This window comes from Methylobacterium cerastii (assembly GCF_022179125.1).
Lineage (GTDB): Bacteria > Pseudomonadota > Alphaproteobacteria > Rhizobiales > Beijerinckiaceae > Methylobacterium > Methylobacterium cerastii.
In genome coordinates this window covers 76,644-99,834 of the sequence record NZ_BPQG01000006.1, presented here as the reverse complement: position 1 = coordinate 99,834, position 23,191 = coordinate 76,644, and the positions used below count along the sequence as shown (strand labels likewise).

Below are 23,191 nucleotides of genomic sequence, written 5' to 3'. Positions count from 1 at the left end.
AAACGTTTACCCGAATTCTGCAAAGCTCGCCCGAGCGAAACCCGGGTGATCCATGCCTCTCAAGATCGAGCTAAAGCCGTTCGAGCGTTTGCTGATCGGCGGAACGGCGATCCGCAACGGATCGCGCCGCTCCAGCTTCGTCATCGAGACGGTGACGCCGTTCCTGCGCGAGAGCGACATCATCCTGGAAAGCGAGGCCGACACGGCCTGCAAGCGGCTCTACCTCACGCTGACCGTGATGTACCTCGCCTCGAACCCGCCTGAGGCCGAGGACGCCTTCGTCGTCCAGGCCACCGAACTGATGAAGGCAGCCCCGAGCATGGCCCCGTACATCCACGACATGCACGAGCATATCGCGAGCGCCGACTTCTACCGGGCGCTCAAGCGGTGCAAGGAGCTGATCCAGTACGAGCTGGAGCTCGCGCAGCGGCTCAAGGCTTGAATTTCGGTTTCAAACCGAGGCAATGGTACGATCGGGGGAAAACGGATGGTCAGTCGGCGTCTTCACGGCACGACACCGTCCGGAAATGGCCACGCCTTCAAACCACGGAGGCGCTCTTTATAGAGCGGGCAAAGGCGGGAAGTCTTTTCGGACGCTTCCGGCTCCCGTCCGCAATTCAAGATGACTTGGCAGGTGTGGTCGGCCGTCGCACGGCCTTCGGCATCCGGCGGTGCGCGATCGAAGGCCATCCACGCGCGCACGGCACAGCTCGGGTCTCGTCGACCGCATCGTACCGGTCGTGCAGACCGACGCCGCGCCCCCGTCGCGGAGGCGCAGCTTATTCGGCGATCAGGTGCGCAGACCCGCGGCGACCTGCTGGTTGATGTTGATCAGCGCCGTCAGGTTCTCGGGCTTCGGTTCGACGAGGGTGTCGACGATCCGCCGGAACACGAACACCGAAAGGCCGGCGATGTTGTCCTTGACCTCGGACGGCAGCGGGTTCTCCGGAGCCGTCGCGCCGGTCGCGAGGAGCGTCCAGACCTTCTGATTGAAGTTCAGAGCCTTGTTCAGCGAGCCGCCGGCATCGTTCCAGTTGTCGCGCACCGATTCGAGCTGGCGCGCGGCCTTGATCAGCACGGCGGCTTCAGCCTCGCGCGGGCTGAGCACGCTCTGCGCGGTGCGGGCATAGGCGTTTGCAGCGAAACTCATCGATCGGCGGCTCCCCCCGCGGGCCGGCGGGCACGGAGCGCCTTTATTGCAGACCGGCGTTAACGACCTGTAAGCGCGCCGGTCACGCCGCCCGCTTCTTACCTTTCTTCTCGCGCCCCTGCCCCGGCGCGCTCTTGCCGGCGCGGGATCGATCGAGGACGAACTTGGCGTACTCGTCCATGTCACCGGCAAACGGTCTCACCGTGTTGTCGGCCGCGAGCCACAGGCGGTCGGCGACCAGCTCCATCAGCGAGCGGTCGTGGGTGATGAGGATGACCGCGCCCTCGTAATCGTTCAGCGCATCGAGCAGCGCCCGGCGGCTGTCGATGTCGAGGTGGTTGGTCGGCTCGTCGAGGATCAGGAGGTGGGGCGCCCGCATCGCCACGAGGTTGAGCAGCAGCCGCGCCCGCTCGCCGCCCGAGAGCGAATCGACCGTGGTCTCCTGCTTCTCGTAGGCGAGGCCGAAGCTCGCGAGCTTGCCGCGGCGCGCAGATTCGCTGTCCTCCGGGCGCTCGCGCCGGATGATCGCGAGCGGCGTGTCCTTTGGGTCCATCGCCTCGATCTGGTGCTGGTGGAACCAGCCGACCTGCACTCGGCCTTCGCGTGTCATCCGCCCCGAGCGGATGTCGAGGGCGCCGGCGGCCATCTTGGCGAAGGTCGACTTGCCGGCACCGTTGACGCCGAGCAGGCCAATGCGGTCGTCGATGTCGAGGGTCAGGTTCAGGTCGCGCAGGATCGCTGGGTCGTCGCCGTAGCCGACCTCGACGTCGGTGAGATGCATCAGCGGCGGCGCCAGCGGGCGCTTCGGCGACGGCAGGTGGAACGGCGCCACGTGCTCCTCGATCGTCGTCGCAATCGGTTCGAGCTTGGCCAGGCGCTTGACCCGTGACTGCGCCTGCGCCGCCTTCGAAGCCTTCGCCTTGAAGCGGTCGATGAAGCTCTGAAGATGGGCGCGCTCGGCGTCCTGCTTGGCCTTGGCCGAGAGCTGGAGCCGGGCCTTCTCGGCGCGGCGCCGCTCGAAGTCGTCGTAGCCGCCGGCGTAGAGTTCGAGTTGCCCGTTGGCGACGTGCAGGATCGAATCGACGGAGTTGTTCAGCAGCTCGCGGTCGTGGCTGATGATCAGCGCCGAATGCGGATAGCGCTTCAGCCGCGCCTCCAGCCACAGCGCGCCTTCGAGGTCGAGGTAGTTCGTCGGCTCGTCGAGCAGCAGCACATCGGGGGCGGTAAACAACGCCGCCGCCAGCGCGACCCGCATGCGCCAGCCGCCGGAGAACTCGGACATGGGCCGCTCGAGGTCGGCCACCGAGAAGCCGAGGCCCGCCAGGATCTCGCCGGCGCGGGCCGGCGCCCGGTCGGCATCGATCTCGATCAGCCGGCCGTAGATCTCGCCCATGCGCTCGGGCTCGGCGGTCTCGAGCTCGGCGTAGAGGGCGTCGCGCTCGACGTCGGCGGCGAGGATCGTGTCGATCAGGCTGACCGGCGTCGCCGGATGCTCCTGATCGACGGCGCCGATGCGCGCGGTCTTGGGCAGGAACACCGTACCAGAATCCGGCTGGAACTCGCCCAGCACGATCTTGAACAGGGTCGACTTGCCGACGCCGTTGCGCCCGACGATCCCGACCTTGGCGCCGGGCGGGATCGCCACGCTAGCCTTCGTGAAGAAGCGCCGCCCCCACATGTTGAAGGTCAGGTCATCGATCTGCAGCATGATAGGGGTCACGGGGTGGGAGCGGAGGCGCTCCCCACTCCCTACCGCACTGCAGCAAATAGTGCGAGCGACGCGGCCCTACCGTGTGGCGGCGGTGGCGATCGCCTTCGTCAGGGGCGCGGCCGGCACCGTGTTCTCCCAGAAGCGCCCGGTCTTCGCGCGCTCGAAGCCGGCTTCGTAGAGGTTGCGCATGTAGGTGGTGTCGAAGCCGTCCGGCGTGGCGAGCTTAGGCCCGTCCTCCGGGATGTAGGTGAGGTTGAAGCCGATGCCGTTCTCGCGGGCGAAGGCGTACGTTGCGGCCAACGTCTGGCGGCTGCGCGCACGGCTCGCGGTGGTGAAGGAGCGCCCGACGATCGACAGGGTGTTGTTCTGCGTCACGTCGAATTCCGGCTCCAGGCGGCCGTTGATGATGACGTAGATCCGCCCCCGCTGCCCGGTTTGCAGGCGCTTGTCGCGGAGCAGCAGGGCCTGCGGCAGGGTGAAGACCGGCGTGACCACGGAGCCGTCGACATGCAGCTCCTGGAAGGCGCGCCCGTCGGCCTGCACGTCGATGAGCTGGGGCGGGAACACCGCCGGGATGCTCGCCGACGCGGTGAGCACGTCGCGGAACAGGTCGACCGCGTTCGGCGCGCCGCTCGCGGCGATGGCGCCCATGTTCCAGATCGTGGCGCGCTGGCTGTCGAGGTTCGTCGTCACCACCAGCAGGCGGCGGCCCTTGGCGTGCTCGGCGGCGATGGCCGCGAGCAGGTCGGCGTTGACGTAGCGGCCGACGAGGTCGCGCAGGCGCCCGTCGCCGAACAGGCCGGAGCCGAACAGCACGTTCACCACGCTCGGGCTCTGCACCAGGGTACCGGCGATGCCGCTGGTGTAAATGTCAGTGAGATAGGAATCGTACGAGGTGCCGAGGAACGCGAACGGCGCGATCAGCGATCCCGTGCTGACGCCCGACACCAGCGAGAATTCCGGCCGCGTGCCCGAAGCCGACCAGCCGTTGAGCACGCCGGCCCCGTAGGCGCCGTCCCCGCCGCCGCCGGACAGGGCGAGATAGCTGAAGCCCTGGCGCTTGTTCTGGGGGGTTGCGGCCATCTCGGTGAAGGTCTCGACCGAGGCGTCGGAAAACACGCGCGCGCCGGGGATGCCTGGCACGCCGGCCACCGCCGCCTCGGCGGCCGTGTACGGAATCCTCGGCACCGAGGAGCAGGCGGCAAGCTGGGCCGCAAAAGCGAGCACGAGGCACTCGCGCAGCCAACCATATCGACGCGACATCGTCAAAAAACCCCAAGCCCGACGAGCGCCGTCACGGCAAGCGAACGAGCTTGGCCATAGTACCGTTCCTGGCCTTCGGCGGCAATGGAACCGTACGCCCACAGGTGGTGCACCAGGGTCACACGCGTGCCGTCCGGAACGCCTGGGTTCCCGTGCGGACATTGGTCGGTGGACAGCCTTCGCTCCGGTTCCCGCGCCCTTGCATCGGCGGAGAACGGTCCTGTAGGTTGACTGCGTCGCCGGATGCCTCAGGGGGGTACGGCGTCATGACCAGCGGCGCGCACGACGGGCTTCGCGCCGGCCTTGTCCCGAGCTTCGGGAGCGGCCGGATCGCGAGGACAGGTCGCGTCCGATCCGCGCCTTCACTGCCGGGGATCGAGGCAGCCCGCGGGTTCAGATCGGGAGGGGCGAGACCATGGATACCATCTTGAGTTGGACGGACGAGCGGGTGACGCTGCTGCGCCAGCTGTGGGAAGACGGCCAGAGCGCGAGCAAGATCGCGGCGCAGCTCGGCGGCGTCACCCGCAACGCGGTGATCGGCAAGGTGCACCGGCTCGGGCTGTCCGGCCGCGTGTTGAAGCCGGTCGAGGATGCGACGGCCGCCCGGCGCAAGCCCGCCCAGGAGGTCGAGATCGAGACGGCCATCGCCGTGGTCGAGGTCGAGGCGCCCGAGCCAGTAGCGATCCTTTCGCACCGGCTCGCACCGGACTTCCCCGTCCCGGCCGCCAAGCCCGAGCCCGTGGCGCTCGCCGCCTCGCAGCGGGTGACGATCATGGACCTCCGGGAATCGATGTGCCGTTGGCCGATCGGCGACCCGACCACGCCGGAATTCGGATTCTGCGGCGCGCGCTCGATCACCGGCCTGCCCTACTGCACGCACCACGCCCAGATCGCCTATCAGCCGGCGGCCGAGCGCAAGCGCGACCGCCGCGTGGCCGGCTTCCGCTAAGAGACCTCAGGGGCCGAGAAGGTCGATCAGGTAGGGGATCAGCGGCTCGTCGGCCGGCGGCATGGCGAGGTCGCGGAGGTCGCGCGGGCGCACCCACTTGATCGCCTGCCCCTCGAGCGAGCGCGGCGTGCCGTTCCAGCGACGGCAGACGTAGAGCGGCATCAGAAGGTGGAAGTCCGGGTAGGCGTGGCTCGCGAAGGTGAGCGGCGCCAGGCACGGTTCCTCGACGCGGATGTCGATCTCCTCGGCGAGCTCGCGGATGAGCGTCGCCTCGGGGCGCTCGCCTGGCTCGACCTTGCCGCCTGGGAACTCCCAAAGCCCCGCCAGCTGCTTGCCGGGCGGACGCTCGCTGACGAGCACGCGGCCATCGTGGTCGACAAGCGCCACGGCGACGACGAGGAGCAGGCGCACCGGCGCAGGCACGGCGGTGCTCATCGGCCGATCGCAAAGGTGGCGGTGACCTCGGCCGAACTGCTGATCGTCCCTGCTTCGATCGGGACGCGCTTCGGCGATGCCACAGCGCGGCTCGCCTGAAGTCCCATCGGGACGGACGTGCGGTTCGCGACGAGCGAGCAGAGGCTGCCCAGCCGCGCGCCGACGGCTTCGGCGAGCGCCGCAGCCTGCGTGCGGGCAGTGCGCGCCGCGTCGACCTGCAAGGCCGCCTCGACGCGGTCGGGATCGGTCAGCCCGAAGCCGATGGAATCGATCCGGTTGGCCCCCGCTTCGAGCGATCGTCGCAGCAGGTCGCCGAGGCGGCTCATATCGGCGAGCCGCAGGGTGACGCGGTTCGACGCCCGGTAGCCGTCGGGCTCGTCCTGGCTCGTGCCGTTCGGTCGGGTGATCGTGCGGGTAGCAGGCTCGAGCACGACCGCGGCGGTGCCGATGTCGCCGACCGGGATGCCGACCTCGCGGCCGAGCGCGACGACGCCGGCCACGCCCTTAGAGGTCGCGTCGAGGGCCGCGGCGGCGTTGCCCGCCCGCGCCTCGACGCCGACCGTCACCTCGGCGAAGTCCGGCGCCCGCGTCGTCTGAGCCCGGCCGGTGACGGTGATGCCGCGACGGCAGGCGTCGTCGTCGGCATGCGCCGGCAGCGCCGCGACGACGGGCAGGATAATGAGTGCAGTGGCGACGCGCCTCACGAGCGGTAATCCCCGTTGATCTCGATGTAGCCCTTGGTGAGGTCGCAGGTCCAAACCCGGGCCTTGCCGGCTCCGAGGCCGAGGTCGACCCGGACGACGACATCGGATTTGCGCATCACCGCGCTCGCAGCGTCCTCGCTGTAATCCGGGTCACGCGCCCCGGCGACGGCGACGCGCACGTCGCCGAACCAGATCGCAAGGCGGTCGCGGTCGGCGGGCTCGCCGGCCTTGCCGACGGCCATCACAACGCGGCCCCAGTTGGCGTCCTCGCCGGCGACCGCGGTCTTGACCAGCGGTGAGTTGGCGATCGACATCGCGATGCGGTGCGCCGAGGCGTCGCTCTCGGCGCCGCCGACCTCCACGGTGACGAACTTGCGCGCGCCCTCGCCGTCCTTGGCGACGAGCTGCGCCAGCTCGATCAGCAGGTCGTCCAAGGCCGCGCGAAAGCCTGCGAGCCGCGGGTCCGCCGCGTCCGAGACCGGGACCGTGGCGGCGGCACCGGTGGCGAACAGCATCAGCGTGTCGGAGGTCGAGGTGTCGCCGTCCACGGTCACGCAGTTGAAGCTCTTGTCCGCGCCCGCCGTCAGCATCGCCTGAAGCACCGGCTGCGGCAGCGCCGCGTCGGTGAACACGAAAGCGAGCATCGTCGCCATGTCGGGCGCGATCATGCCGGCGCCCTTGGCGATGCCGTTGATCGTCACCGCCACGCCGTCGATCTCGGCCGTGCGGCTCGCGGATTTCGGGAAGGTGTCGGTGGTCATGATCGCCCGGGCGGCGGCGTCCCAGGCCTCGGCTCCCGCGGCCGTGCGGGCGGCGCACTCGGCCAGCACGCCCTCGAACTTGGTCGCATCGAGGGGTTCCCCGATGACGCCGGTGGAGGCGACGAAGACCTCGCCCTCGGTGCAACCGGCGGCGGCGGCGGCGATCCGCGCCGTCAGCGCCACCGCGTCCCGTCCTCGCGACCCCGTGAACGCATTGGCGTTACCGGAGTTCACGACCAGCACCTGCGCCGAGCCGGCGGCAAGCGCCTCGCGGCACCAATCGACCGGCGCGGAGGGGCAGCGCGAGCGGGTAAACACGCCGGCGGCCGCGGTGCCGGCGTCGAGGCCGACATAAAGGACGTCGGTGCGGCCGGAATAGCGGATGCCGGCCTGGGCGGTGGCGAGCCCGACGCCGCGGATCGCTGGCAGGGTCGGCATTGAGGCCGGCGCGAGCGGGGAGACGGAGGGAGACTTTGCGGACGACATCGATACCCTCTCCATTCGATCGCGGCATCGCCGGCGACGGGGTCCTGTTGCCCCGCGAGCCCCGCAGCGGTCAACCGCCTGCCCGATCGGAGCGCATGCCCGCTTCCTGGGCGTGCCGGCTTGGGAATAAGGCGCAATCGCGGCGGGGGGCTTGCGCGACCGCGCCGTCCCGGCCTAGCATGCTGCGATGCAACGCGAACGCCGAGTCGAACGCGGAATGCCGCAAAACACCAGCGCACAAACGCTCGTGAACGCCCCCCAGCCCCCAGGCGGCTGTTATGGGGTCCAAGTCCTCGTCGCCGGCCGGCAGAAGCGCTGGCGGGATGAGGTATCCAATCAGATACGCCGCGCAGGCTATCAGGCCACGGCCTGTGACAGCGGTGTCGATGCCCTCACGGTTCTCGTCCTCGGGTTGCCGGTGGACGTGCTCGTCGCCGATGTCGGCCTCGAAGGCGACCTGTGCTGCTCGCGCCTCGCCGTCGAGGCCCGTGCCCTCCGGCCGGGTCTGCGCATCGTCCTGGCGAGCGACTACTATGAGGAGATGTCGGACGACGCCTCGCACCTCTTCCCGGACGCGATTCTGATTCCGCGCGACCTCCGCAACAACGCCGTCGCGAGCACCGTGCGCGAAGCGCTGGCGAGCCGGTCGGCCTGACGCCGGTTTAAGGCCACAGCACGTAGGCGATTAGCGCGAGGTTGCTCCAGCCGTGGAGCGCGATGCACGGCCACAGGCGGCCTGTGCGCCAGCGCAGCCAGCCGAGCATCAATGCCAGCGGCGCCAGCGAGACCGGGCGCGCCAAACCCCAGGCCGAGACGTGCGCCAGCGCGAAGACTAGTGCCGTGACGAGGATCGTCGCCGCGGGTGGCAGGAAGCGGCGGGCGGCGGCGAAGCCCTCGCCGCGCATCAGCATCTCCTCCGCGGCCGGCGCCAGCACCACGACGTAGCTGAGCCATACCGCGACGGCGGCAGGGCTCAGCATCGGCGAGAGCCGCACGCCGCTTCCGAAGGCGGCGCCGAACGCCTCGGCCGTCCCGGTGACCCAGGCGATGTGTACGATCGGCCAGAGCAGGAGGATCAGCAGCAGGGTGCGCGGCCGCATCCCGTTCGGGCGCTCGCGGTCCAGCGCCAGCCTGCGCCGCCAGGCGGACCCGTCGCGGCCAAGCGCCCCCGTCACGACGAGACCTGCCAAGAAGACTTGGCGGAGCACATCGACGGCGAGTTCGCGCCAGACGAGCTCGGTGGCGCCGACATAGGGACGCCGCACCGCGTCGAGGAACGGGTCGATCCCGGCGAGCAGGTCGGCGCCCACCCGCACCGCGGCCAGCGACATCAGGCTGGCCACCGCGAGGTAGAGCAGGAGCATCCCGACCAGGACGACGAGGTTCAGGGCGAGGCGCCCGGCCGCGACCCATCGCCGGCCCGGTTCGGACGGTGCGGCGGCGTCGACGGGCAGGGCGCCATGATCGGGCTTCAAAACCGCGGCGATCCCCTCTATGTTCTCTCGTCCGGTCGAAAGGCCGGAATGGCGACGAACGCTCTTGGCGACGCGCCGGTCACTTCGAACCTATCGGATCCGCTTCGTCCACCGTAGCCCCCTGCCATCGGACACGATGGCGCTGCCGGGCCGGACGACCGGGCAGGTCCGCCGGCGCGGTGGTCGGCAGGGTGTCGCGACGGCGCACGTCGGCCGCTCGGTATCCCGGCCTCCGGCGACGGAAGCCGCCTTCCTTTCTCATCCGATCCGGTACGCGTCCCGCGCGACAGGTCGTCGGGCAGACCGCACAGAGCGACCGAAGATGGCAGACGACCTGATCCGCTACGATCTCCTGGTCCAGGACGCCCTCCGGGGCGTCGTGCGCAAGGTGCTGACCGACGCCGCCCGCGAGGGCTTGGCGGGCGAGCACCACTTCTACGTCTCCTTCCGCACCGAGGCCCCGGGCGTGCGGATGTCGCAGGCACTGCGCGAGAAGTATCCGCAGGACATGACGATCGTCCTCCAGCACCAGTTCTGGGATCTCGGCGTCACCGAGCACAGCTTCGAGGTCGGGCTGTCGTTCTCGGGCGTGCCCGAGCGTCTTCTGGTGCCGTTCGATGCCCTGTCGGGGTTCTTCGACCCGTCGGTCCAGTTCGGCCTCAAGTTCGACCTGAACGAAACCGCCGAGGTCGCCGGCGAGGACGCGGCGCCGAGCGCCGCGAAGGCCGGCCCGCGCGGCGCGGCCTCCGAGCCCACCGAGATGAAGCCGAAAGCCGGAACCGGGATCGCCGCGATCGGCAGCAACGTCCCGAAGGTCATCCCCGCCCTCCCCGCGGCGCAGAACGCCAGCAAGGCGGACGAGAAGGAGCCGCGTGTCGCCGCCAAGGCCGCGAAGAAGGACGGCGACGGTGGCGAGGCGAGCGCCGAGGTCGTCAGCCTCGACGCGTTCCGCAAGAAGAGCTGAGCTGCATCGCTCCACCTGGGACCTCGCCCCTCGGGGCTTTCGCGAGGCGGAAGCTTCGAAGACGCAGTCGTGAACGGGAGCGGCGGTTCAAACATCCGGCAAGCGAACAAAAAAAGGCCGGCGCTTGGTGGCGCCGGCCTTTTCTCGGAGCGGCGACATCCACCTTTCGGCCGACGTCCCGTTTTATTGGTCGGAGTAGCAGGACTTGAACCTGCGACCCCCTGTCCCCCAGACAGGTGCGCTACCGGGCTGCGCTATACTCCGTCACGTCCGCTCCGTCGGGCCGTTCGAGCACCGACACCCCGAAGGGTCCGCGGGTCTTAGCTTTCCGCTCCGGGGCACGCAAGCCCCGTTCCTGCGCTTCGCCGAAACAGCATGCTAGGCCGCAGCGGGCGCAGGCGAAGAAGCCTCTTGCGCGATGCCGGCCGGATCGGACACGACGCGGTGCAGCGCAGGGAGGTCGGCGGTGGCGGTCTATTTCACGAGCGACACCCATTTCGGCGATCCGCGCATCCTGCGGCTCGATCGCCGGCCCTTCGCCGACCTCGCGACGCACGACGCCGCGTTGATCGCGAACTGGAATCGGGTCGTCGGCGCCGACGATAGCGTCTGGCATCTCGGCGACTTTGCCCTCGGACCGCCGCGGGAGCGAGTCCACGCGATCCTCGCCGGCCTTCACGGCGTGAAGCACCTGATCGTCGGCAACAACGACGGCCCCGACACCCTCGACGCGCCGGGCTGGGCCTCGATCGCGCATTACGCGGAGATCGCGGTGGAGGGTCGCGGCTTGGTGCTGTGCCATTACGCCTTCCGGACCTGGAACGGCATCGGCCGCGGCGTGCTCAACCTGCACGGCCATTCCCACGGGCAGCTGCGCACTGCGCCCAAACAGTACGATGTCGGCGTTGACGCCCAGGGGTTCGTGCCGGTGGACCTTGCCGCGATCCTGATTTCGCGCCGCAGCCGCAGCGCAGCGAAAGCGGAACCATCGGTCTAGCTCCGCCGTTGTGCGCTCATACCGGCGGTTGAAAGACACCGGTCGAATACTTCGCCTCTTCCAGCGTACTGCTTACGTGATTGTCTTCACGGTGGCCCATGACCCGATCTGACACACCGATGCTGGCCGTGTTCGGCCTGGTCCTCTCCCTCGCCCCGGCGTTCGCGGCGCCGGCGTGCCTCGAGGCTCGCGCCAAGATCGACGAGGCTTCGGCCCTTCGCTACCAGGCGAGGCAGGAAGCCCGGCTCGGAAACCACGACCGCGTCTGCGACACGCTCGACGAGGTCGGCGACCGCTACAACGACGCCCGCGACGGCTTCGAGGATTGCGGCGCCGGCGTTGTCGCGATCGATCTTCGCACCGAGTTGCGAAACCTTCGCATCGCCAAACGCGTAAACCGCTGCGACTGACCGGGTGCGCGCCCGCACCGCAAAGCCTCTTCGTTCCCACCATCGTCACATCGAGCGCGACGCTGCACGTCGCCGACAGGGCCAGCCGCCATGACCACCGAGACCCAGACCGTTGCCGTCCCGACCGGTCCCTCCTTCGCCGCCGCGCTCTGCGGGTTCCTGAGCACCACCGCCGCGACGACCATGCTCATGTTCCTGCTGAGCAGCGTCTGAGCCGGACGGACATGCTCAAGGCGCGACGGACCAGAACCGGCGCCGATTGAAGAGCATCTCCTGCGTGCCGATGGTCGGCGCGGCCGCCACGGGCGGCGGGCATGCCGGCTCCGCCCGTGGCGGAGCCGCCATCAGGGTCATCGGCGTGGCGGGGAACAGGCCAAGCCGCTGCTGGATGTCCGGGTTGCGTGCGCCGGCGATCGCGGCGATGCCGACGATCAACGCCCCGGCCACAGCTCCCAGAACGAAGTTCATCATCCCACACGATTCCCGCGGTCCGACCCACCCACGGCCCGCACGCCGCGTGTGATCGCGCAAGCCGGCGGCATTGCGGCGGGATCGGCCGTCGTCTCTTGGCAGGGATCACTCCATGCGCCGATCGGCCCCTGGATGAACACCTCACGCGGAGGTGGTGCCCCTTCCGTCATGGCACTGGCCACGCCATATTTCTCCCATGGCAATACCGAAGAAGCCCCGGCACGTCTCAGCGACCGGAAAGGCCGACCGGCCGGACGTTCAGCCGCTCGACCCGTTCCTGGCGCAGCTGCTGAGTCCCGCCCTCGCCCGCAAGCCCCAGATCCAGTCCGAGCGGCAGGCGGAGCTTCCGCGGCCGGGCCAGCGCAAGCCAGCCAAGGCGAAGCCGGCTCCGAAGACTGAAGCGAGAGAACCCACCGGCTTCGGCGAAGCGCCGCAGCGCGGCTTCACCACCGCACCCGGTGCCGAGATCGATCCGGCTCTTGCGCAGGCGCTCGGCCTGACCCCGCCCGAAGACGGGCCGGCGCCGGAAGGCGCACCGGACCAATCATCGCTGGCCTCCGACGGCGTCTCGGCGACGGTGGATGCCCTGCAGCGGTTGCTCGAAGAGGGCAACCCGCTGTTCAAGAACGGGGAGACTTGGGTTCCGCACCGGCCGGACCGGCCGGCGAAGTCCGAGGGCGGCAAGCCGTTCCGCCTCGAATCCGAGTTCACGCCGGCGGGCGACCAGCCCACCGCCATCGCCGAGCTCGTGAAGGGCGTGAAAGCCAATGAGCGCGACCAGGTGCTGCTCGGCGTGACCGGCTCGGGCAAGACCTTCACGATGGCGAAGATCATCGAGGAGACTCAGCGACCGGCCCTGATCCTCGCGCCGAACAAGACGCTGGCGGCGCAGCTTTACGGCGAGTTCAAGAGCTTCTTCCCCGACAACGCAGTGGAATATTTCGTCTCCTACTACGACTACTACCAGCCCGAGGCCTACGTGCCGCGCTCGGACACCTTCATCGAGAAGGAATCGTCGATCAACGAGCAGATCGACCGGATGCGGCACTCGGCGACCCGGGCGCTGCTCGAGCGCGACGACGTCATCATCGTCGCGTCGGTCTCGTGCATCTACGGCATCGGCTCGGTCGAGACCTACACGGCGATGTCGTTCACGGTGACGTTGGGCGAGAAGATCGAGCAGCGCCAGCTCGTCGCCGACTTCGTGGCGCTGCAGTACAAGCGCATCCAGTCAGACTTCGCCCGCGGCACCTTCAGGGTGCGCGGCGACGTGATCGAGCTGTGGCCGGCTCACTTGGAGGACCGCGGCTGGCGCATCGGCCTGTTCGGCGACGAGATCGAGGGGATCGTCGAGTTCGACCCGCTCACAGGCAAGAAGATCAACGAGCTGAAGTTCGTGAAGGTCTACGCCAACTCGCACTACGTCACGCCGCGACCGACGCTGCAGCAGGCGATCAAGGGGATCAAGAACGAGCTCAACGGCCGCGTCGAGGAGCTGACCAAGATGGGCCGTCTGATCGAGGCCCAGCGCATCGAGCAGCGCTGCACATTCGACATCGAGATGATCGAGGCGACGGGCGCCTGCAACGGCATCGAGAACTATTCGCGCTACCTCACCGGCCGCAAGCCCGGCGAGCCGCCGCCGACCCTGTTCGAGTACCTGCCCGACAACGCGTTGGTCTTCGCCGACGAGAGCCACGTCACCGTTCCGCAGATCGGCGGCATGTACCGGGGTGACTTCCGCCGGAAGGCGACGCTCGCCGAATACGGCTTCCGCCTGCCCTCCTGCCTCGACAACCGTCCGCTGCGATTCGAGGAATGGGACGCGATGCGGCCGCAGACGGTCAACGTCTCAGCCACGCCCGGCAAGTGGGAAATGGAGCAGACCGGCGGCGTCTTCGCCGAGCAGGTGATCCGCCCCACCGGCCTCGTCGACCCGGTGATCGAAATCCGCCCGGCGCGGAGCCAGGTCGACGACCTGCTCGGCGAGGTGCGCGAGGTTGCGCTCGCTGGCTACCGCACCCTCGTCACCACGCTGACCAAGCGCATGGCCGAGGACCTGACCGAGTACCTACACGAGAACTCGGTTCGCGTGCGCTACATGCACTCCGACATCGACACGCTGGAGCGCATCGAGATCATCCGCGACCTGCGGCTCGGCGCCTTCGACGTGCTGATCGGCATCAACCTGCTGCGTGAGGGCCTCGACATCCCAGAATGCGCATTGGTCTGCATCCTCGATGCCGACAAGGAAGGCTTCCTGCGCTCCGAGACCTCGCTGGTGCAGACCATCGGCCGCGCCGCCCGCAACGCCGACGCGCGCTGCATCCTCTACGCCGACCACATCACCGGCTCGATGGAACGGGCGATGGCCGAGACCGAGCGCAGGCGGCAAAAGCAGCTCGCCTACAATCTCGAGCACGGCATCACGCCCCAGAGCGTGAAGCGCGGGATCAGCGACATCCTCAGCAGCGTGTTCGAGCGCGACCGCGTCCAGGTCGACACCGGGATGGCGGAGATCACCGTCGGCCACAACCTCAAGGCAGTGATGGCCGACCTGGAGAAGCGGATGCGCACCGCCGCCGCCGACCTCGACTTCGAGGAGGCCGCACGCCTGCGCGACGAGCTGAAGCGCCTCCAGGCGACGGAGCTGATGATCTCCGACGACCCGATGGCGCGGCAGGCCGACGTGGAGCGGGACGCCGGCAAGTACGGCCGCAGGGCGCCGCGCGGCTCCGGCACGCGCATTTCGAAGCCGACCCTGGACAACATGGGGCCGGGCACCGACCGCGAGCTGCCGGCGAACGCCGTCGCCTGGACCGAGCGGCCGAAGCCGCGCTCGACCCAGGGGCTCGGCGGCCAGAAGCCGAAATACAAGGGTGGCGGCGGCCGGCGCTGAACGCGCCGGTCGCAGGTCCGGACGCGACCTCGACAAGCCGATCGTTTTTAAGTGGAGGCTTGGGTCGGGCACCCGCGGCTGCATCCGATACACGCCTGCGGCCGACACGAAAAAAACAACCGCGGGTTGTATTTTCAAACTCTCGTTAAGCATTCGCGCTCAGATTGCATGAGCCATGCAATGGGTCTCTCGCGTTGTGTTTTACGACGCGATGCAGCCTCCCGGCATGGGTCCCAGTCGGAGTGCTCCCATGTCTCGTCGCCAGAACCGCGCCTCCGCGCGTCCGTCCACGCTCGCGCAGGGTCGCGCCGCCCTTCGCCCGCACGACGTCATCGCGATTCCGATGCTGAGTGGGGTGCTTCTCCTGGGCACCTCCGGCTTGGCCCAGGCCCAGCTCCTGCGCGGAACGCTCGATACGGTGACCTCCGTGGTGAACGGAACCACCGGGAGCTTGGCGACCGTTGATGCAACGCTCGGTGGTGGTTCCCTCGCCACCGTCGGAGCGACCGTCGGTGGTGGCAGCGTCGCCAATGTCGGAGCCACCGTCGGCGGTAGCTCGGTCGCCGATGTCGGCGCAACGGTCGGCGGGGGAACCGTCGCAAGCGTCGGCGCCACAGTTGGTGGTGGACCAGTTGCTACTGTCGGCGCAACGGTCGGCGGCGGCACCCTGGTCGACGTGGGCGCGACCGTCGGCGGAGGAACTGTCGCAAGCGTCGGGGCGACGGTCGGCGGGGGCTCCATCGCCGGCGTCGGCGTGACCATCGGCGGCGGCACTGGAACCGGCACCGGCGGCACGGGGGGCGGAACCGCCTGCAATCCATGCACCGGTGGAGCGGGCACAGGCGGTGGCACTGGCACCGGCGCTGGCGGAACCGGCGCCGGCGGGACCTACGACCCCACCCGCGTCGCGTTGTTCGAGCTGCGGCTGTCGAACGTCGAGAAGCTGCCGATCCGCGGTAACAACACCAGCTCGTTCCCGCTTCCGGCCGCAGGCGGCGCGGACGCGCTCGCGGCCGGCTATGGTGCTTCCGCCGGGGGGGGCAGCGCGACGGCGCTCGGGACGCAGGCGAACGCCGCCGGCGACGGGTCGATCGCCATCGGCCGCAGCGCCTCGGCGACACAAGCCAACGCGATCGCCATCGGCCCCGGCGCCCGGACCACCCGCGCGAACCAGGTCGCGATCGGCAACGGCTCAAATACCTATACGCTCGGCGGGATCGGGTCGGCCCAGAGCGCCGCGGCCCAGTCCGGCGAGACGCGGTTCGTCACCTCGGACACCGCAGGAAACCTCGCCACCTCGGGCTACGGCCCTAGCACGATCGCCGGCCTCGGCTCCCGCCTCGACTCGGCGGAGGGGCGGCTCGGCGGAGTCGAGGCCCGCGTCGGCACCCTCGAATCGCGCACCAACGCCCTATCGCAGTATAGCACCGAGACGCGTCGCGAGGCCCGCCAGGGCGTCGCCACCGCGCTGGCGATGCCGACCGCCTCGATGCCCTCGGCCCCCGGCCGCACCACTTGGGTGCTGAACAGCGCGACCTACCGCGGCGAGTGGGCCGGCGGCGCGGCGCTCTCTCACCGTCTGCCGACTGCGGTCCCGCTGGCGATCAACGTCGGCTACGCCTACGGCGGAGACGGCGGCCACGGGGTGCGAGCCGGTCTTGGCGGCGAATTCTGAGCGCCCGCGGCCCTGCCGTAATCAGCCCATCGCGCGCTTGATGAAGCGGTCGTCGAAAGTGGTCGCAAGGTCGATCTGCGCACTCTGCATCTCCGCGTCCAGCGTCCGCACCAGGTCGAGGACGCTGGTCATGCCCTCCTGGGTCGGGATGCCGGTGCGCGAGTAGCTTTCGAGCGACTTGCCCACCGCTTGGACGTAGAGCGCCCGGTCGCCGAACTGGTAGGTGGCGGGCACGAGGTCGGCGATCGCCTCGGGCGAGGCTGTGGCAAGCCACTTGAGCGCCTTGGCGAAAGCGTTGACCACCCGCTGCATCGCCGCCGGGTGGTGCTCGATCCAATCCTGCTTGGTGTAGACCACCGCCGCCGGGTTCGGTCCGCCGAAAAGGGCGCGGGTCCCGGCCTCGGTGCGGGTGTCGACGAGGATCTGGATGTCGCCGTCGGCCTCCAGCTTGGCGATGACCGGGTCGAGGTGGGCGATCGCGTCGATCTCGCCGCGCTTGATCGCGGCGACGGCGCCGGCCCCGCCGCCGATGCCGATGAGCGGCGCGTCGGTGGCCTTCAGCCCGGCCTTGATCATCGCGAACTGCACCGCGAGCGCCGTGGACGAGCCCGGCGCGGTCACGCCGACCTTCCGGCCCTTGAAGTCGGCGACGGACTTCACCGTGCCGGCGAGGTCCTTGCGCACGGCGATGACGATCGCCGGCAGGCGACCGAGTTCGCACACGGCGCGGACGTCCTGACCCTTGGCCTGCATGCGGATCGTGTGCTCGTAGGCCCCGGTGACGACGTCGACCGAGCCGCCGACCAGCGCCTGCAGCGAGCGGGCGCCACCGCCGAAATCGGAGATCTCGGCCTCGACGCCCTCCTCCGCGAAGTAGCCCTTCCGCTCGGCAACCGTCAGCGGCAGGTAGTAGAGCAGCGGCTTGCCGCCGACCCCGATCCGCACCTTCACGGTGTCGGCTTGCGCGTCCCTGCAAGCGGCGAGCACCGCGGCGGATCCGGCGAGGAATGAGCGGCGGTGCATCGCAAACGTCCTTTCAGTTCCGTCCCTGCGGGCCGCGCGGGCGCCAGGCCAGGAGGCGGTTCTCGGCCAGGGTGACGAGGGCGTCGATCAGGACGACGAACACGGTGAGGATCAGCATCCCGGCGAAGACGCCCGTCACGTCGAACACGCTCTCGGCCTCGTGGATCTTGTAGCCGAGCCCGGCCGACGCGCCGAGATATTCGCCGACCACCGCCCCGACCAGCGCGAAGCCCACCGCGGTGTGGAGCGAGGAGAACATCCAGGTGAGCGCCGACGGCCAGTAGACGTGGCGCAGCAGCCCGCGCTCGCTCATCCCGAGCATGCGGGCGTTGTCGCGTACCATCGGGCTGACCTCGCGCACCCCCTGGTAGACGTTGAAGAACACGATGAAAAACACCAACGTGAACCCGAGGGCCACCTTGGACCAGATGCCGAGGCCGAACCACAGAGCGAAGATCGGTGCCAGCACCACCCGCGGCAGGGCGTTGGCCGCCTTGATGTAGGGGTCGAACACCGCGGCCAGCAACGCGTTGCGCGCGAACAGGAAGCCGAAGGCGATGCCGCCCGCAGCCCCGAACGCGAAGGCCAGCACCGTCTCCTGCAGAGTGATCGCGATGTGGCCCCAGATCTCGGGCGACGTGATCTCGGTCCAGGTCCGCGCCAACACCGCGCCGGGAGTCGAGAAGAAGAACTGGATCTGCCGCGGCTGGCCGAGCACTGGGTAGACGGTGAGCACGTGCCAAATCGCGAAGCCCGCTACCCCGACGAGGATCTGGAGCGCGAGCAGGCCGAAACGGTTCACCGGCGGGTCTCCGAAGGGTGAGGCGTCATGCCGGCCCGTTCGCGTAGGCGCGCGAGACCTCGACGCGCAGGCAAGACCAGATCCGCTGGTAGAGCGCGTGGAACTGCGGGTCGAGGCGGATCTCGGCGATGTCCCTCGGCCTAGTCAGGGCGACGGGGAAGTCGCCGACGACCCGCGCCGCCGGCCCGGCCGACAGCACCACGACCCGGTCCGCCAGGCCGATCGCCTCCTCCAGGTCGTGGGTGACGAACAGCACCGCCTTGCGGTCGGCGGCCCAGAGGTCGAGCAGCAGGTTACCCATGATCTGCCGGGTCTGCGCGTCGAGCGGCCCGAACGGCTCGTCCATCAGCAGGAGCTCGGGGTCGCGGATCAGCACCTGAGCGAGGGCCACGCGCTTGCGCTGCCCCCCCGAGAGCGTGTGCGGATAGCGGTCGGCGAAGGTGGCGAGGCCGACGCGCCCGAGCCACTCGCCCGCCCCTGCGCGGGCCGCGGCGCGGGGGACGCCCTTCGGCTCGAGGGCGACGGCGACGTTGTCGAGCGCGGTCTTCCACGGCATCAGCGCATCGGACTGGAAAAGGTAGCCGGCCCGGCCGTTCAGGCCTCGCAGCGGCGCGCCGAACGCCGCGACGCGGCCGGACGCGGGCTTCAGCAAGCCGGCCGCGGCGTTAAGCAGGGTCGACTTGCCGGACCCGGTCGGGCCGACGACGGCGACGAACTCCCCGGGCGCGACCGCGAGGTCGATTCCCTCCACCGCGACGTAGCGCCGGCCGCCCTTCAGGGGGAACGCGATCGCGACGTCTTCGAAGTCGAGGGCGTTCGGTCTGCCGGTGGGCGAGAAGTCTCGATCGTCCACGCTCCCCTCCCCCGGCGCCCGCGCGGGATCCGGCAGGTCATCGGGTCTCGATAGAGGGGCCTAGGCGGCAGGCCAAGGGGTTGCGCTCTGACATCACTCGCAACCTTCCATGCCCCGCAGAGGGGAAGGGAAAGCGCCTGCGCTGCGGACGCCTCCTCAGCGCGCCCCGCGGTGCAGGTCGCCGTCGATCAGCAGTGCGCTCTTGTTGTCGAGGCGCGTGCGATAGACCTGCAGATTCTCCATCACCCGCTGGACGTAGTTGCGGGTCTCGGTGAACGGGATGCGTTCGACCCAGTCGATCGCGTCCACGTCGCCCTTGCGTGGGTCGCCGTAGGCGTCGATCCACTTCTTCACGTTGCCGCCGCCGGCATTGTACGAGGCGAAGGCGAGGATGTACGAGCCGCGCCAATCCTCCATCAGCTCGCCGAGATGAGCCTGGCCGAGGCGCGCGCTGTAGATCGCGTCGGTGCCGAGCCGCTCAGGATCGTAGGCCGCAGAGACCCGGCGGGCGGTTCGCTGGGCGGTGGCCGGCATCATCTGCATCAGGCCGCGGGCGCCGACGCCGGACTGGGCGCGGGGGTCGAACTGGCTCTCCTGGCGCGCGATGGCGAACACCATCGCCTTCTCGACCAGTGGCACCGAGCCGAACGCCTCGTAGGTCGGGATGCCGATGGTGGGGTAGGCGTGGGCGTCCAGCGGCAGCCCGCGCTGGACCGCGAGCTTGCCGACGGCGACGAGGGCGCGGGCGTCCTTCATCTCGACGGCGAGGTCGCCGAGCGCCTGCACCTCGCGGGCATCCGTCAGGCGCTGCGCGGTGTCGATGTAGAGCGGCAGCGCCATCTCCTTCAGCGAAGCCGCCGCCAGCAGGCGCAGGGCACGGATGCAGAGCCGGTCGTCGAAGGCGGCGCGCGCAGGGCCGTCGAGATCGGCCGGCGCGCGGAGCGCGAGGCTTGTCTGGCCGAGCTTGGCCCGAGCGAGTTGCCCGTAATAGGCGATCGGCTGCAGCGCGGCGGTCTCATAGAATCCCTTGGCCGACTCGGCCTGCCCGAGGGCGTCCGCCGCCCGGCCCTGCCAGTAGGCGGCGCGGGCAATCGAGATCGGCGTCTCGGCGATGCCGGCGGCCAGCGCGAAGTGGCGGGCGGCGGCCTCGGGGTCGCCGCCGAAGCGCAGGGCGATCCAGCCGGCGTGGAACTCGGCCTCGATCCGCTTCTCCACCGTGCGGGCCGGGTTGGCGCTCGCCACCGCGTAGGCGGTCTTGGCGTCGCCGAGATCGATCAGCTTGCGCGCGACGATGCGGCGCTCGACCCACCACTCGTCGCCATCGACGAGCACGTCGAGGTTGCTCGGCGCGGTCGCCAGCACGGCGGCCGCCTCGGCCGGCTTGTCGGCCCGGCGCAGGAACTGGGCGCGGGACAGGATGTACGAGCTGTCGTTGCGCAGGGACGGCGGCACCGCGGCTAGCGCCGAGGCCGCTCCCGAGCTCTTGTCCTCGACGGCCCGTCGCGCCCGCACCAGGCTGGCGTAGGCGCCGCCCGCGTAGGTCGCGGCCCGGCCGGCCGCCTCCCAGTCCTCCTTCAGCAGCGCGCGCTCCATGCGGTAGCGGTGGTCGATGCGGGTGAGCACGCCGGGGAAGGCGTCGGCGACCTTGCCTTCGAGCGAACGGCCGAAGGTCTCGGAGCGCCACAGGTCGCGCACGAGGTCGGCGGCGTCCCCGTCGAGGCCGTCCGCCTTGAAGGCGAGCGCCAGGGCGAACTTGCCGGGCGCGCTCGCCGGCCGGGAGGCGCCGAAGAAGGCGCGCACCGTCGCCGGGTTCTTGCGCTCGGTGAGCAGGGCCTCCTCGGCGCGACGCCGCAGCAGCGGGCCGGCTGGCCAATCCGGGTTGGCGCGGGTGAAGGCGACGGTGCGCTCGAAGCCGATGCCCGCGCCGGCGCGGATCGCGACCCATTCGAGTAGTGCCTTGGCGGCGGGGTCCGAGAAGCCGTCGCGCAGGCGGTCGCCGTCCGCGACTTTGCCCTTGCGGTAGAAGTCGATCGCCTGGCGCAGCTGGGCGACGTCGGTGTCGCCGACCCGCGCGATCGGGCCGAGGCCCGGCACCTCCGGCACGGGGGCGGCCGGCGTCACGGTGGCGTCCGGCAGCGGGAAGGCGACCGGCGCGTCGGGATCGGCGGAAGCGTAGGCCGCAGCGCCGGGCGGAAGCGCCTGCCCGGTGGCGAGCGGCTTCGACGGGCCGGCCTCGCTCGCGGTCTTGGGATCGAGCTTGAGCGCGTCGGCGGCGACCGGGTCGGGCGCGGCCTTCGCGCCCTCCACCTGGCTCGCGGGCGCGATGGCGTCGCTGGCGGGCGGCGTCGGCTGCGAGGCGGCCGGCGCCGGCGCGGCCGGCAAGTCCGCGGAGGGCAGGCCCGCGGAGGGGGCGGCAAGCGCCACGCCCGCGGTCAGCGCGAGGCCGAGGGCGACGATCTGCGAGCGTGTGAGGGACGCCATGGATGCGGTCACTCCCTGGGACCCGGTTTCGACGGATGCCGGCAAAGGACAGCCTCGGGCCGGAGCGTTAAGAACGCATTAACCGCGTGCGCGAAGGGTTTGCGCGGGGGGGGCGGAAGCCCTATGTCTGCGCCGCCCGCAACATGGCGCCGGACCACCGGCGACTGCCGGACCGGGCGAAGTGACCGGCTGGGACGCCCGAGATGACCGAGACCACTGCGCGCCGCCTGCGGGGCTCTATGACCGCACTGGTGACGCCGTTCCGCGACGGCGCCTTCGACGAGGCGGCGTTCCGAAAGTTCGTGGCTTGGCAGATCGAGCAGGGCAGCCACGGCCTGGTCCCGACCGGCACCACCGGCGAGAGCCCGACGCTCACCCACAGCGAGCACGACCGCGTGGTCGAATCCTGCATCGACGAGGCCGGCGGCCGCGTGCCGGTGATCGCCGGCGCCGGGTCGAACTCCACGACGGAGGCGGTCGAGCGGGCGCGGCACGCGGAGAAGGCGGGCGCCGACGCGGTGCTCGTGGTCACGCCCTACTACAACAAGCCGACGCAGAACGGGCTCTACGCCCACTTCAAGGCCGTCAACGACGCGGTCGGCATCCCGATCATCATCTACAACATTCCTCCGCGCTCCGTCGTCGACATGAGCGTCGAGACGATGGCGCGCCTGTTCGAACTCAAGAACATCGCCGGGGTGAAGGACGCGACCGCCAAGATCGATCGCGTCAGCCTTCAGCGCCAGGCCATGGGCGAGGGTTTCATCCAGCTTTCAGGCGAAGATGCGACCGCGCTCGGCTACAACGCCCACGGCGGCCACGGCTGCATCTCCGTGGTCTCGAACGTGGCGCCGAGGCTCTGCGCCGACTTACAGGAGGCGACGCTGTCCGGCGACTACGCCAAGGCGCTGCAGCTACAGGACCGGCTGCTACCGCTCCAGGTCGGGCTGTTCGCCGAATCGAACCCCTCCCCGGTGAAGTATGCCCTGGAGCGTCTCGGCCACATGAGCGCCGACGTGCGCCTGCCGCTGGTTCCGGTCTCGGACGAGACCAAGGCGATCGTCGACGCGGCCCTACGCCATGCCGGCCTCCTGGCCAGCTGACGCCGCGCACCAAAGAAACCGATGGCTCCCAAACCCGAACCGAACCGCCGCATCGTCGCCGACAACCGCGCCGCACGCTTCCACTATGCGATCGAGGACACCCTGGAGGCCGGTATCTCATTGACCGGCACCGAGGTGAAATCGCTGCGCAGCGGCCGCGCGACCATCGGCGAGGCCTATGCTGGGCCATCCGGCGGCGACCTGATGCTGTTCAACGCCTACATCCCGGAATACGTCCAGGCGAGCCGCTTCAACCACGAGACCAAGCGCCCGCGGCGCCTGCTGCTGCATCGCCGCCAGATCGACAAGTGGATCGGCGCGACGCAGCGCCAGGGCTACACGGTGGTGCCCTTGAAGATCTACTTCAACGAAAAGGGCCGTGCGAAGGTCGAGCTCGGCCTCGGCAAGGGCAAGCAGGCCCACGACAAGCGCGAGGCCAGCAAGGAGCGCGACTGGCAGCGCGATCGCGCTCGGATTTTACGCGACCGGGGGTAGGTCTCGGATCGCTGCACGCAGGCCGCCACGCCGGGCAACGGGAACACGGATCGCGCCAAAACCCCAACGCACCTCCCCTCCCCC

23 protein-coding genes and 1 tRNA gene are annotated in these 23,191 nt (G+C 69.8%); 11 read left to right on the top strand and 13 right to left on the bottom strand.

Features of this window, described 5'->3' with window-relative positions; genetic code table 11:
• The first annotated feature begins 52 nt into the window (after positions 1-52).
• On the top strand, positions 53-442 hold the full coding sequence (locus MFF13_RS02535; protein WP_147751610.1) for a flagellar biosynthesis repressor FlbT: 390 nt from the start codon (positions 53-55) through the stop codon (positions 440-442).
• A gap of 348 nt (positions 443-790) precedes the next feature.
• Here MFF13_RS02535 and flaF read toward each other — a convergent pair whose 3' ends face one another.
• The 3 genes from flaF to MFF13_RS02520 all read right to left on the bottom strand — a co-directional run bounded on the left by flaF (position 791) and on the right by MFF13_RS02520 (position 4,124).
• On the bottom strand, positions 791-1,150 hold the full coding sequence (gene flaF, locus MFF13_RS02530; protein ID WP_147751609.1) for a flagellar biosynthesis regulator FlaF: 360 nt from the start codon (positions 1,148-1,150) through the stop codon (positions 791-793).
• Positions 1,151-1,232: 82 nt separating this feature from the next.
• Positions 1,233-2,858 (bottom strand): ABC-F family ATP-binding cassette domain-containing protein, encoded by a 1,626-nt coding sequence (locus tag MFF13_RS02525; protein WP_147813197.1) that lies wholly within the window; start codon positions 2,856-2,858, stop codon positions 1,233-1,235.
• A 78-nt stretch (positions 2,859-2,936) separates the two neighbouring features.
• Entirely contained in the window at positions 2,937-4,124 is a 1,188-nt protein-coding gene (locus MFF13_RS02520; protein WP_147813199.1) for a patatin-like phospholipase family protein, read from the bottom strand.
• Between the two features lie 415 nt (positions 4,125-4,539).
• On the opposite strand from MFF13_RS02520, the gene MFF13_RS02515 reads away from it, so the two are divergent.
• Positions 4,540-5,073 (top strand): GcrA family cell cycle regulator, encoded by a 534-nt coding sequence (locus MFF13_RS02515; RefSeq protein WP_147763856.1) that lies wholly within the window; start codon positions 4,540-4,542, stop codon positions 5,071-5,073.
• A 6-nt stretch (positions 5,074-5,079) separates the two neighbouring features.
• On the opposite strand, the gene MFF13_RS02510 is transcribed toward MFF13_RS02515, so the two are convergent.
• The 3 genes from MFF13_RS02510 to argJ are packed head-to-tail and all read right to left on the bottom strand — an operon-like array spanning position 5,080 to position 7,459.
• Complete coding sequence (locus MFF13_RS02510) at positions 5,080-5,508, bottom strand: (deoxy)nucleoside triphosphate pyrophosphohydrolase (protein WP_147751604.1); 429 nt, start codon at positions 5,506-5,508, stop codon at positions 5,080-5,082.
• A complete protein-coding gene (locus MFF13_RS02505; protein ID WP_147831254.1) occupies positions 5,505-6,212 on the bottom strand; it encodes an SIMPL domain-containing protein in 708 nt (235 codons plus the stop codon). The genes MFF13_RS02510 and MFF13_RS02505 overlap by 4 nt, the downstream gene beginning before the upstream one ends.
• On the bottom strand, positions 6,209-7,459 hold the full coding sequence (gene argJ / locus MFF13_RS02500) for a bifunctional glutamate N-acetyltransferase/amino-acid acetyltransferase ArgJ (RefSeq protein WP_147763858.1): 1,251 nt from the start codon (positions 7,457-7,459) through the stop codon (positions 6,209-6,211). The genes MFF13_RS02505 and argJ overlap by 4 nt, the downstream gene beginning before the upstream one ends.
• Before the next feature lie 217 nt (positions 7,460-7,676).
• Here argJ and MFF13_RS02495 point away from each other — a divergent pair, with 217 nt between their 5' ends.
• Entirely contained in the window at positions 7,677-8,114 is a 438-nt protein-coding gene (locus tag MFF13_RS02495; protein ID WP_147763859.1) for a response regulator, read from the top strand.
• 7 nt (positions 8,115-8,121) lie between these two features.
• Here MFF13_RS02495 and MFF13_RS02490 read toward each other — a convergent pair whose 3' ends face one another.
• The gene (locus tag MFF13_RS02490; RefSeq protein WP_238270700.1) at positions 8,122-8,934 is read right to left on the bottom strand and encodes a CPBP family intramembrane glutamic endopeptidase; all 813 of its coding nucleotides are present in this window, start codon (positions 8,932-8,934) and stop codon (positions 8,122-8,124) included.
• A 322-nt stretch (positions 8,935-9,256) separates the two neighbouring features.
• Between MFF13_RS02490 and MFF13_RS02485 the strand changes: the two genes are divergently transcribed.
• The gene (locus tag MFF13_RS02485; protein WP_147763860.1) at positions 9,257-9,898 is read left to right on the top strand and encodes an SspB family protein; all 642 of its coding nucleotides are present in this window, start codon (positions 9,257-9,259) and stop codon (positions 9,896-9,898) included.
• Between the two features lie 187 nt (positions 9,899-10,085).
• Here MFF13_RS02485 and MFF13_RS02480 read toward each other — a convergent pair.
• A tRNA-Pro gene (locus MFF13_RS02480) sits at positions 10,086-10,162 on the bottom strand.
• 202 nt (positions 10,163-10,364) lie between these two features.
• Between MFF13_RS02480 and MFF13_RS02475 the strand changes: the two genes are divergently transcribed.
• The 3 genes from MFF13_RS02475 (at position 10,365) to MFF13_RS26340 (ending at position 11,518) form a co-directional block, all read left to right on the top strand.
• Entirely contained in the window at positions 10,365-10,895 is a 531-nt protein-coding gene (locus MFF13_RS02475; protein ID WP_147763861.1) for a metallophosphoesterase, read from the top strand.
• Between the two features lie 98 nt (positions 10,896-10,993).
• Entirely contained in the window at positions 10,994-11,305 is a 312-nt protein-coding gene (locus tag MFF13_RS02470) for a hypothetical protein (RefSeq protein ID WP_147763862.1), read from the top strand.
• Positions 11,306-11,395: 90 nt separating this feature from the next.
• A complete protein-coding gene (locus MFF13_RS26340) occupies positions 11,396-11,518 on the top strand; it encodes a hypothetical protein (RefSeq protein ID WP_281406043.1) in 123 nt (40 codons plus the stop codon).
• A gap of 15 nt (positions 11,519-11,533) precedes the next feature.
• Here MFF13_RS26340 and MFF13_RS02465 read toward each other — a convergent pair whose 3' ends face one another.
• The gene (locus MFF13_RS02465) at positions 11,534-11,776 is read right to left on the bottom strand and encodes a hypothetical protein (RefSeq protein ID WP_147763863.1); all 243 of its coding nucleotides are present in this window, start codon (positions 11,774-11,776) and stop codon (positions 11,534-11,536) included.
• A gap of 196 nt (positions 11,777-11,972) precedes the next feature.
• On the opposite strand from MFF13_RS02465, the gene uvrB reads away from it, so the two are divergent.
• Positions 11,973-14,675, top strand: a complete 2,703-nt coding sequence (gene uvrB / locus MFF13_RS02460) for an excinuclease ABC subunit UvrB (RefSeq protein ID WP_238270698.1) — start codon at positions 11,973-11,975, stop codon at positions 14,673-14,675.
• 250 nt (positions 14,676-14,925) lie between these two features.
• A complete protein-coding gene (locus MFF13_RS02455; RefSeq protein WP_147828212.1) occupies positions 14,926-16,350 on the top strand; it encodes a hypothetical protein in 1,425 nt (474 codons plus the stop codon).
• Between the two features lie 21 nt (positions 16,351-16,371).
• Here the strand turns inward: MFF13_RS02455 and MFF13_RS02450 are convergent, their stop codons facing one another.
• From MFF13_RS02450 to MFF13_RS02435, 4 genes are all read right to left on the bottom strand, one after another.
• A complete protein-coding gene (locus tag MFF13_RS02450; protein ID WP_147763866.1) occupies positions 16,372-17,373 on the bottom strand; it encodes an ABC transporter substrate-binding protein in 1,002 nt (333 codons plus the stop codon).
• Between the two features lie 13 nt (positions 17,374-17,386).
• Entirely contained in the window at positions 17,387-18,175 is a 789-nt protein-coding gene (locus MFF13_RS02445) for an ABC transporter permease (RefSeq protein WP_147763867.1), read from the bottom strand.
• Positions 18,176-18,200: 25 nt separating this feature from the next.
• Complete coding sequence (locus MFF13_RS02440; protein WP_238270689.1) at positions 18,201-19,028, bottom strand: ABC transporter ATP-binding protein; 828 nt, start codon at positions 19,026-19,028, stop codon at positions 18,201-18,203.
• 156 nt (positions 19,029-19,184) lie between these two features.
• Positions 19,185-21,509, bottom strand: a complete 2,325-nt coding sequence (locus MFF13_RS02435; protein WP_147763869.1) for a lytic transglycosylase domain-containing protein — start codon at positions 21,507-21,509, stop codon at positions 19,185-19,187.
• Between the two features lie 203 nt (positions 21,510-21,712).
• Between MFF13_RS02435 and dapA the strand changes: the two genes are divergently transcribed.
• Together dapA and smpB are read left to right on the top strand one after the other, a co-directional pair.
• Positions 21,713-22,612, top strand: a complete 900-nt coding sequence (gene dapA, locus MFF13_RS02430; protein WP_147763870.1) for a 4-hydroxy-tetrahydrodipicolinate synthase — start codon at positions 21,713-21,715, stop codon at positions 22,610-22,612.
• A 21-nt stretch (positions 22,613-22,633) separates the two neighbouring features.
• Positions 22,634-23,107 (top strand): SsrA-binding protein SmpB, encoded by a 474-nt coding sequence (smpB, locus tag MFF13_RS02425; RefSeq protein ID WP_147753492.1) that lies wholly within the window; start codon positions 22,634-22,636, stop codon positions 23,105-23,107.
• Positions 23,108-23,191 lie beyond the last annotated feature (84 nt).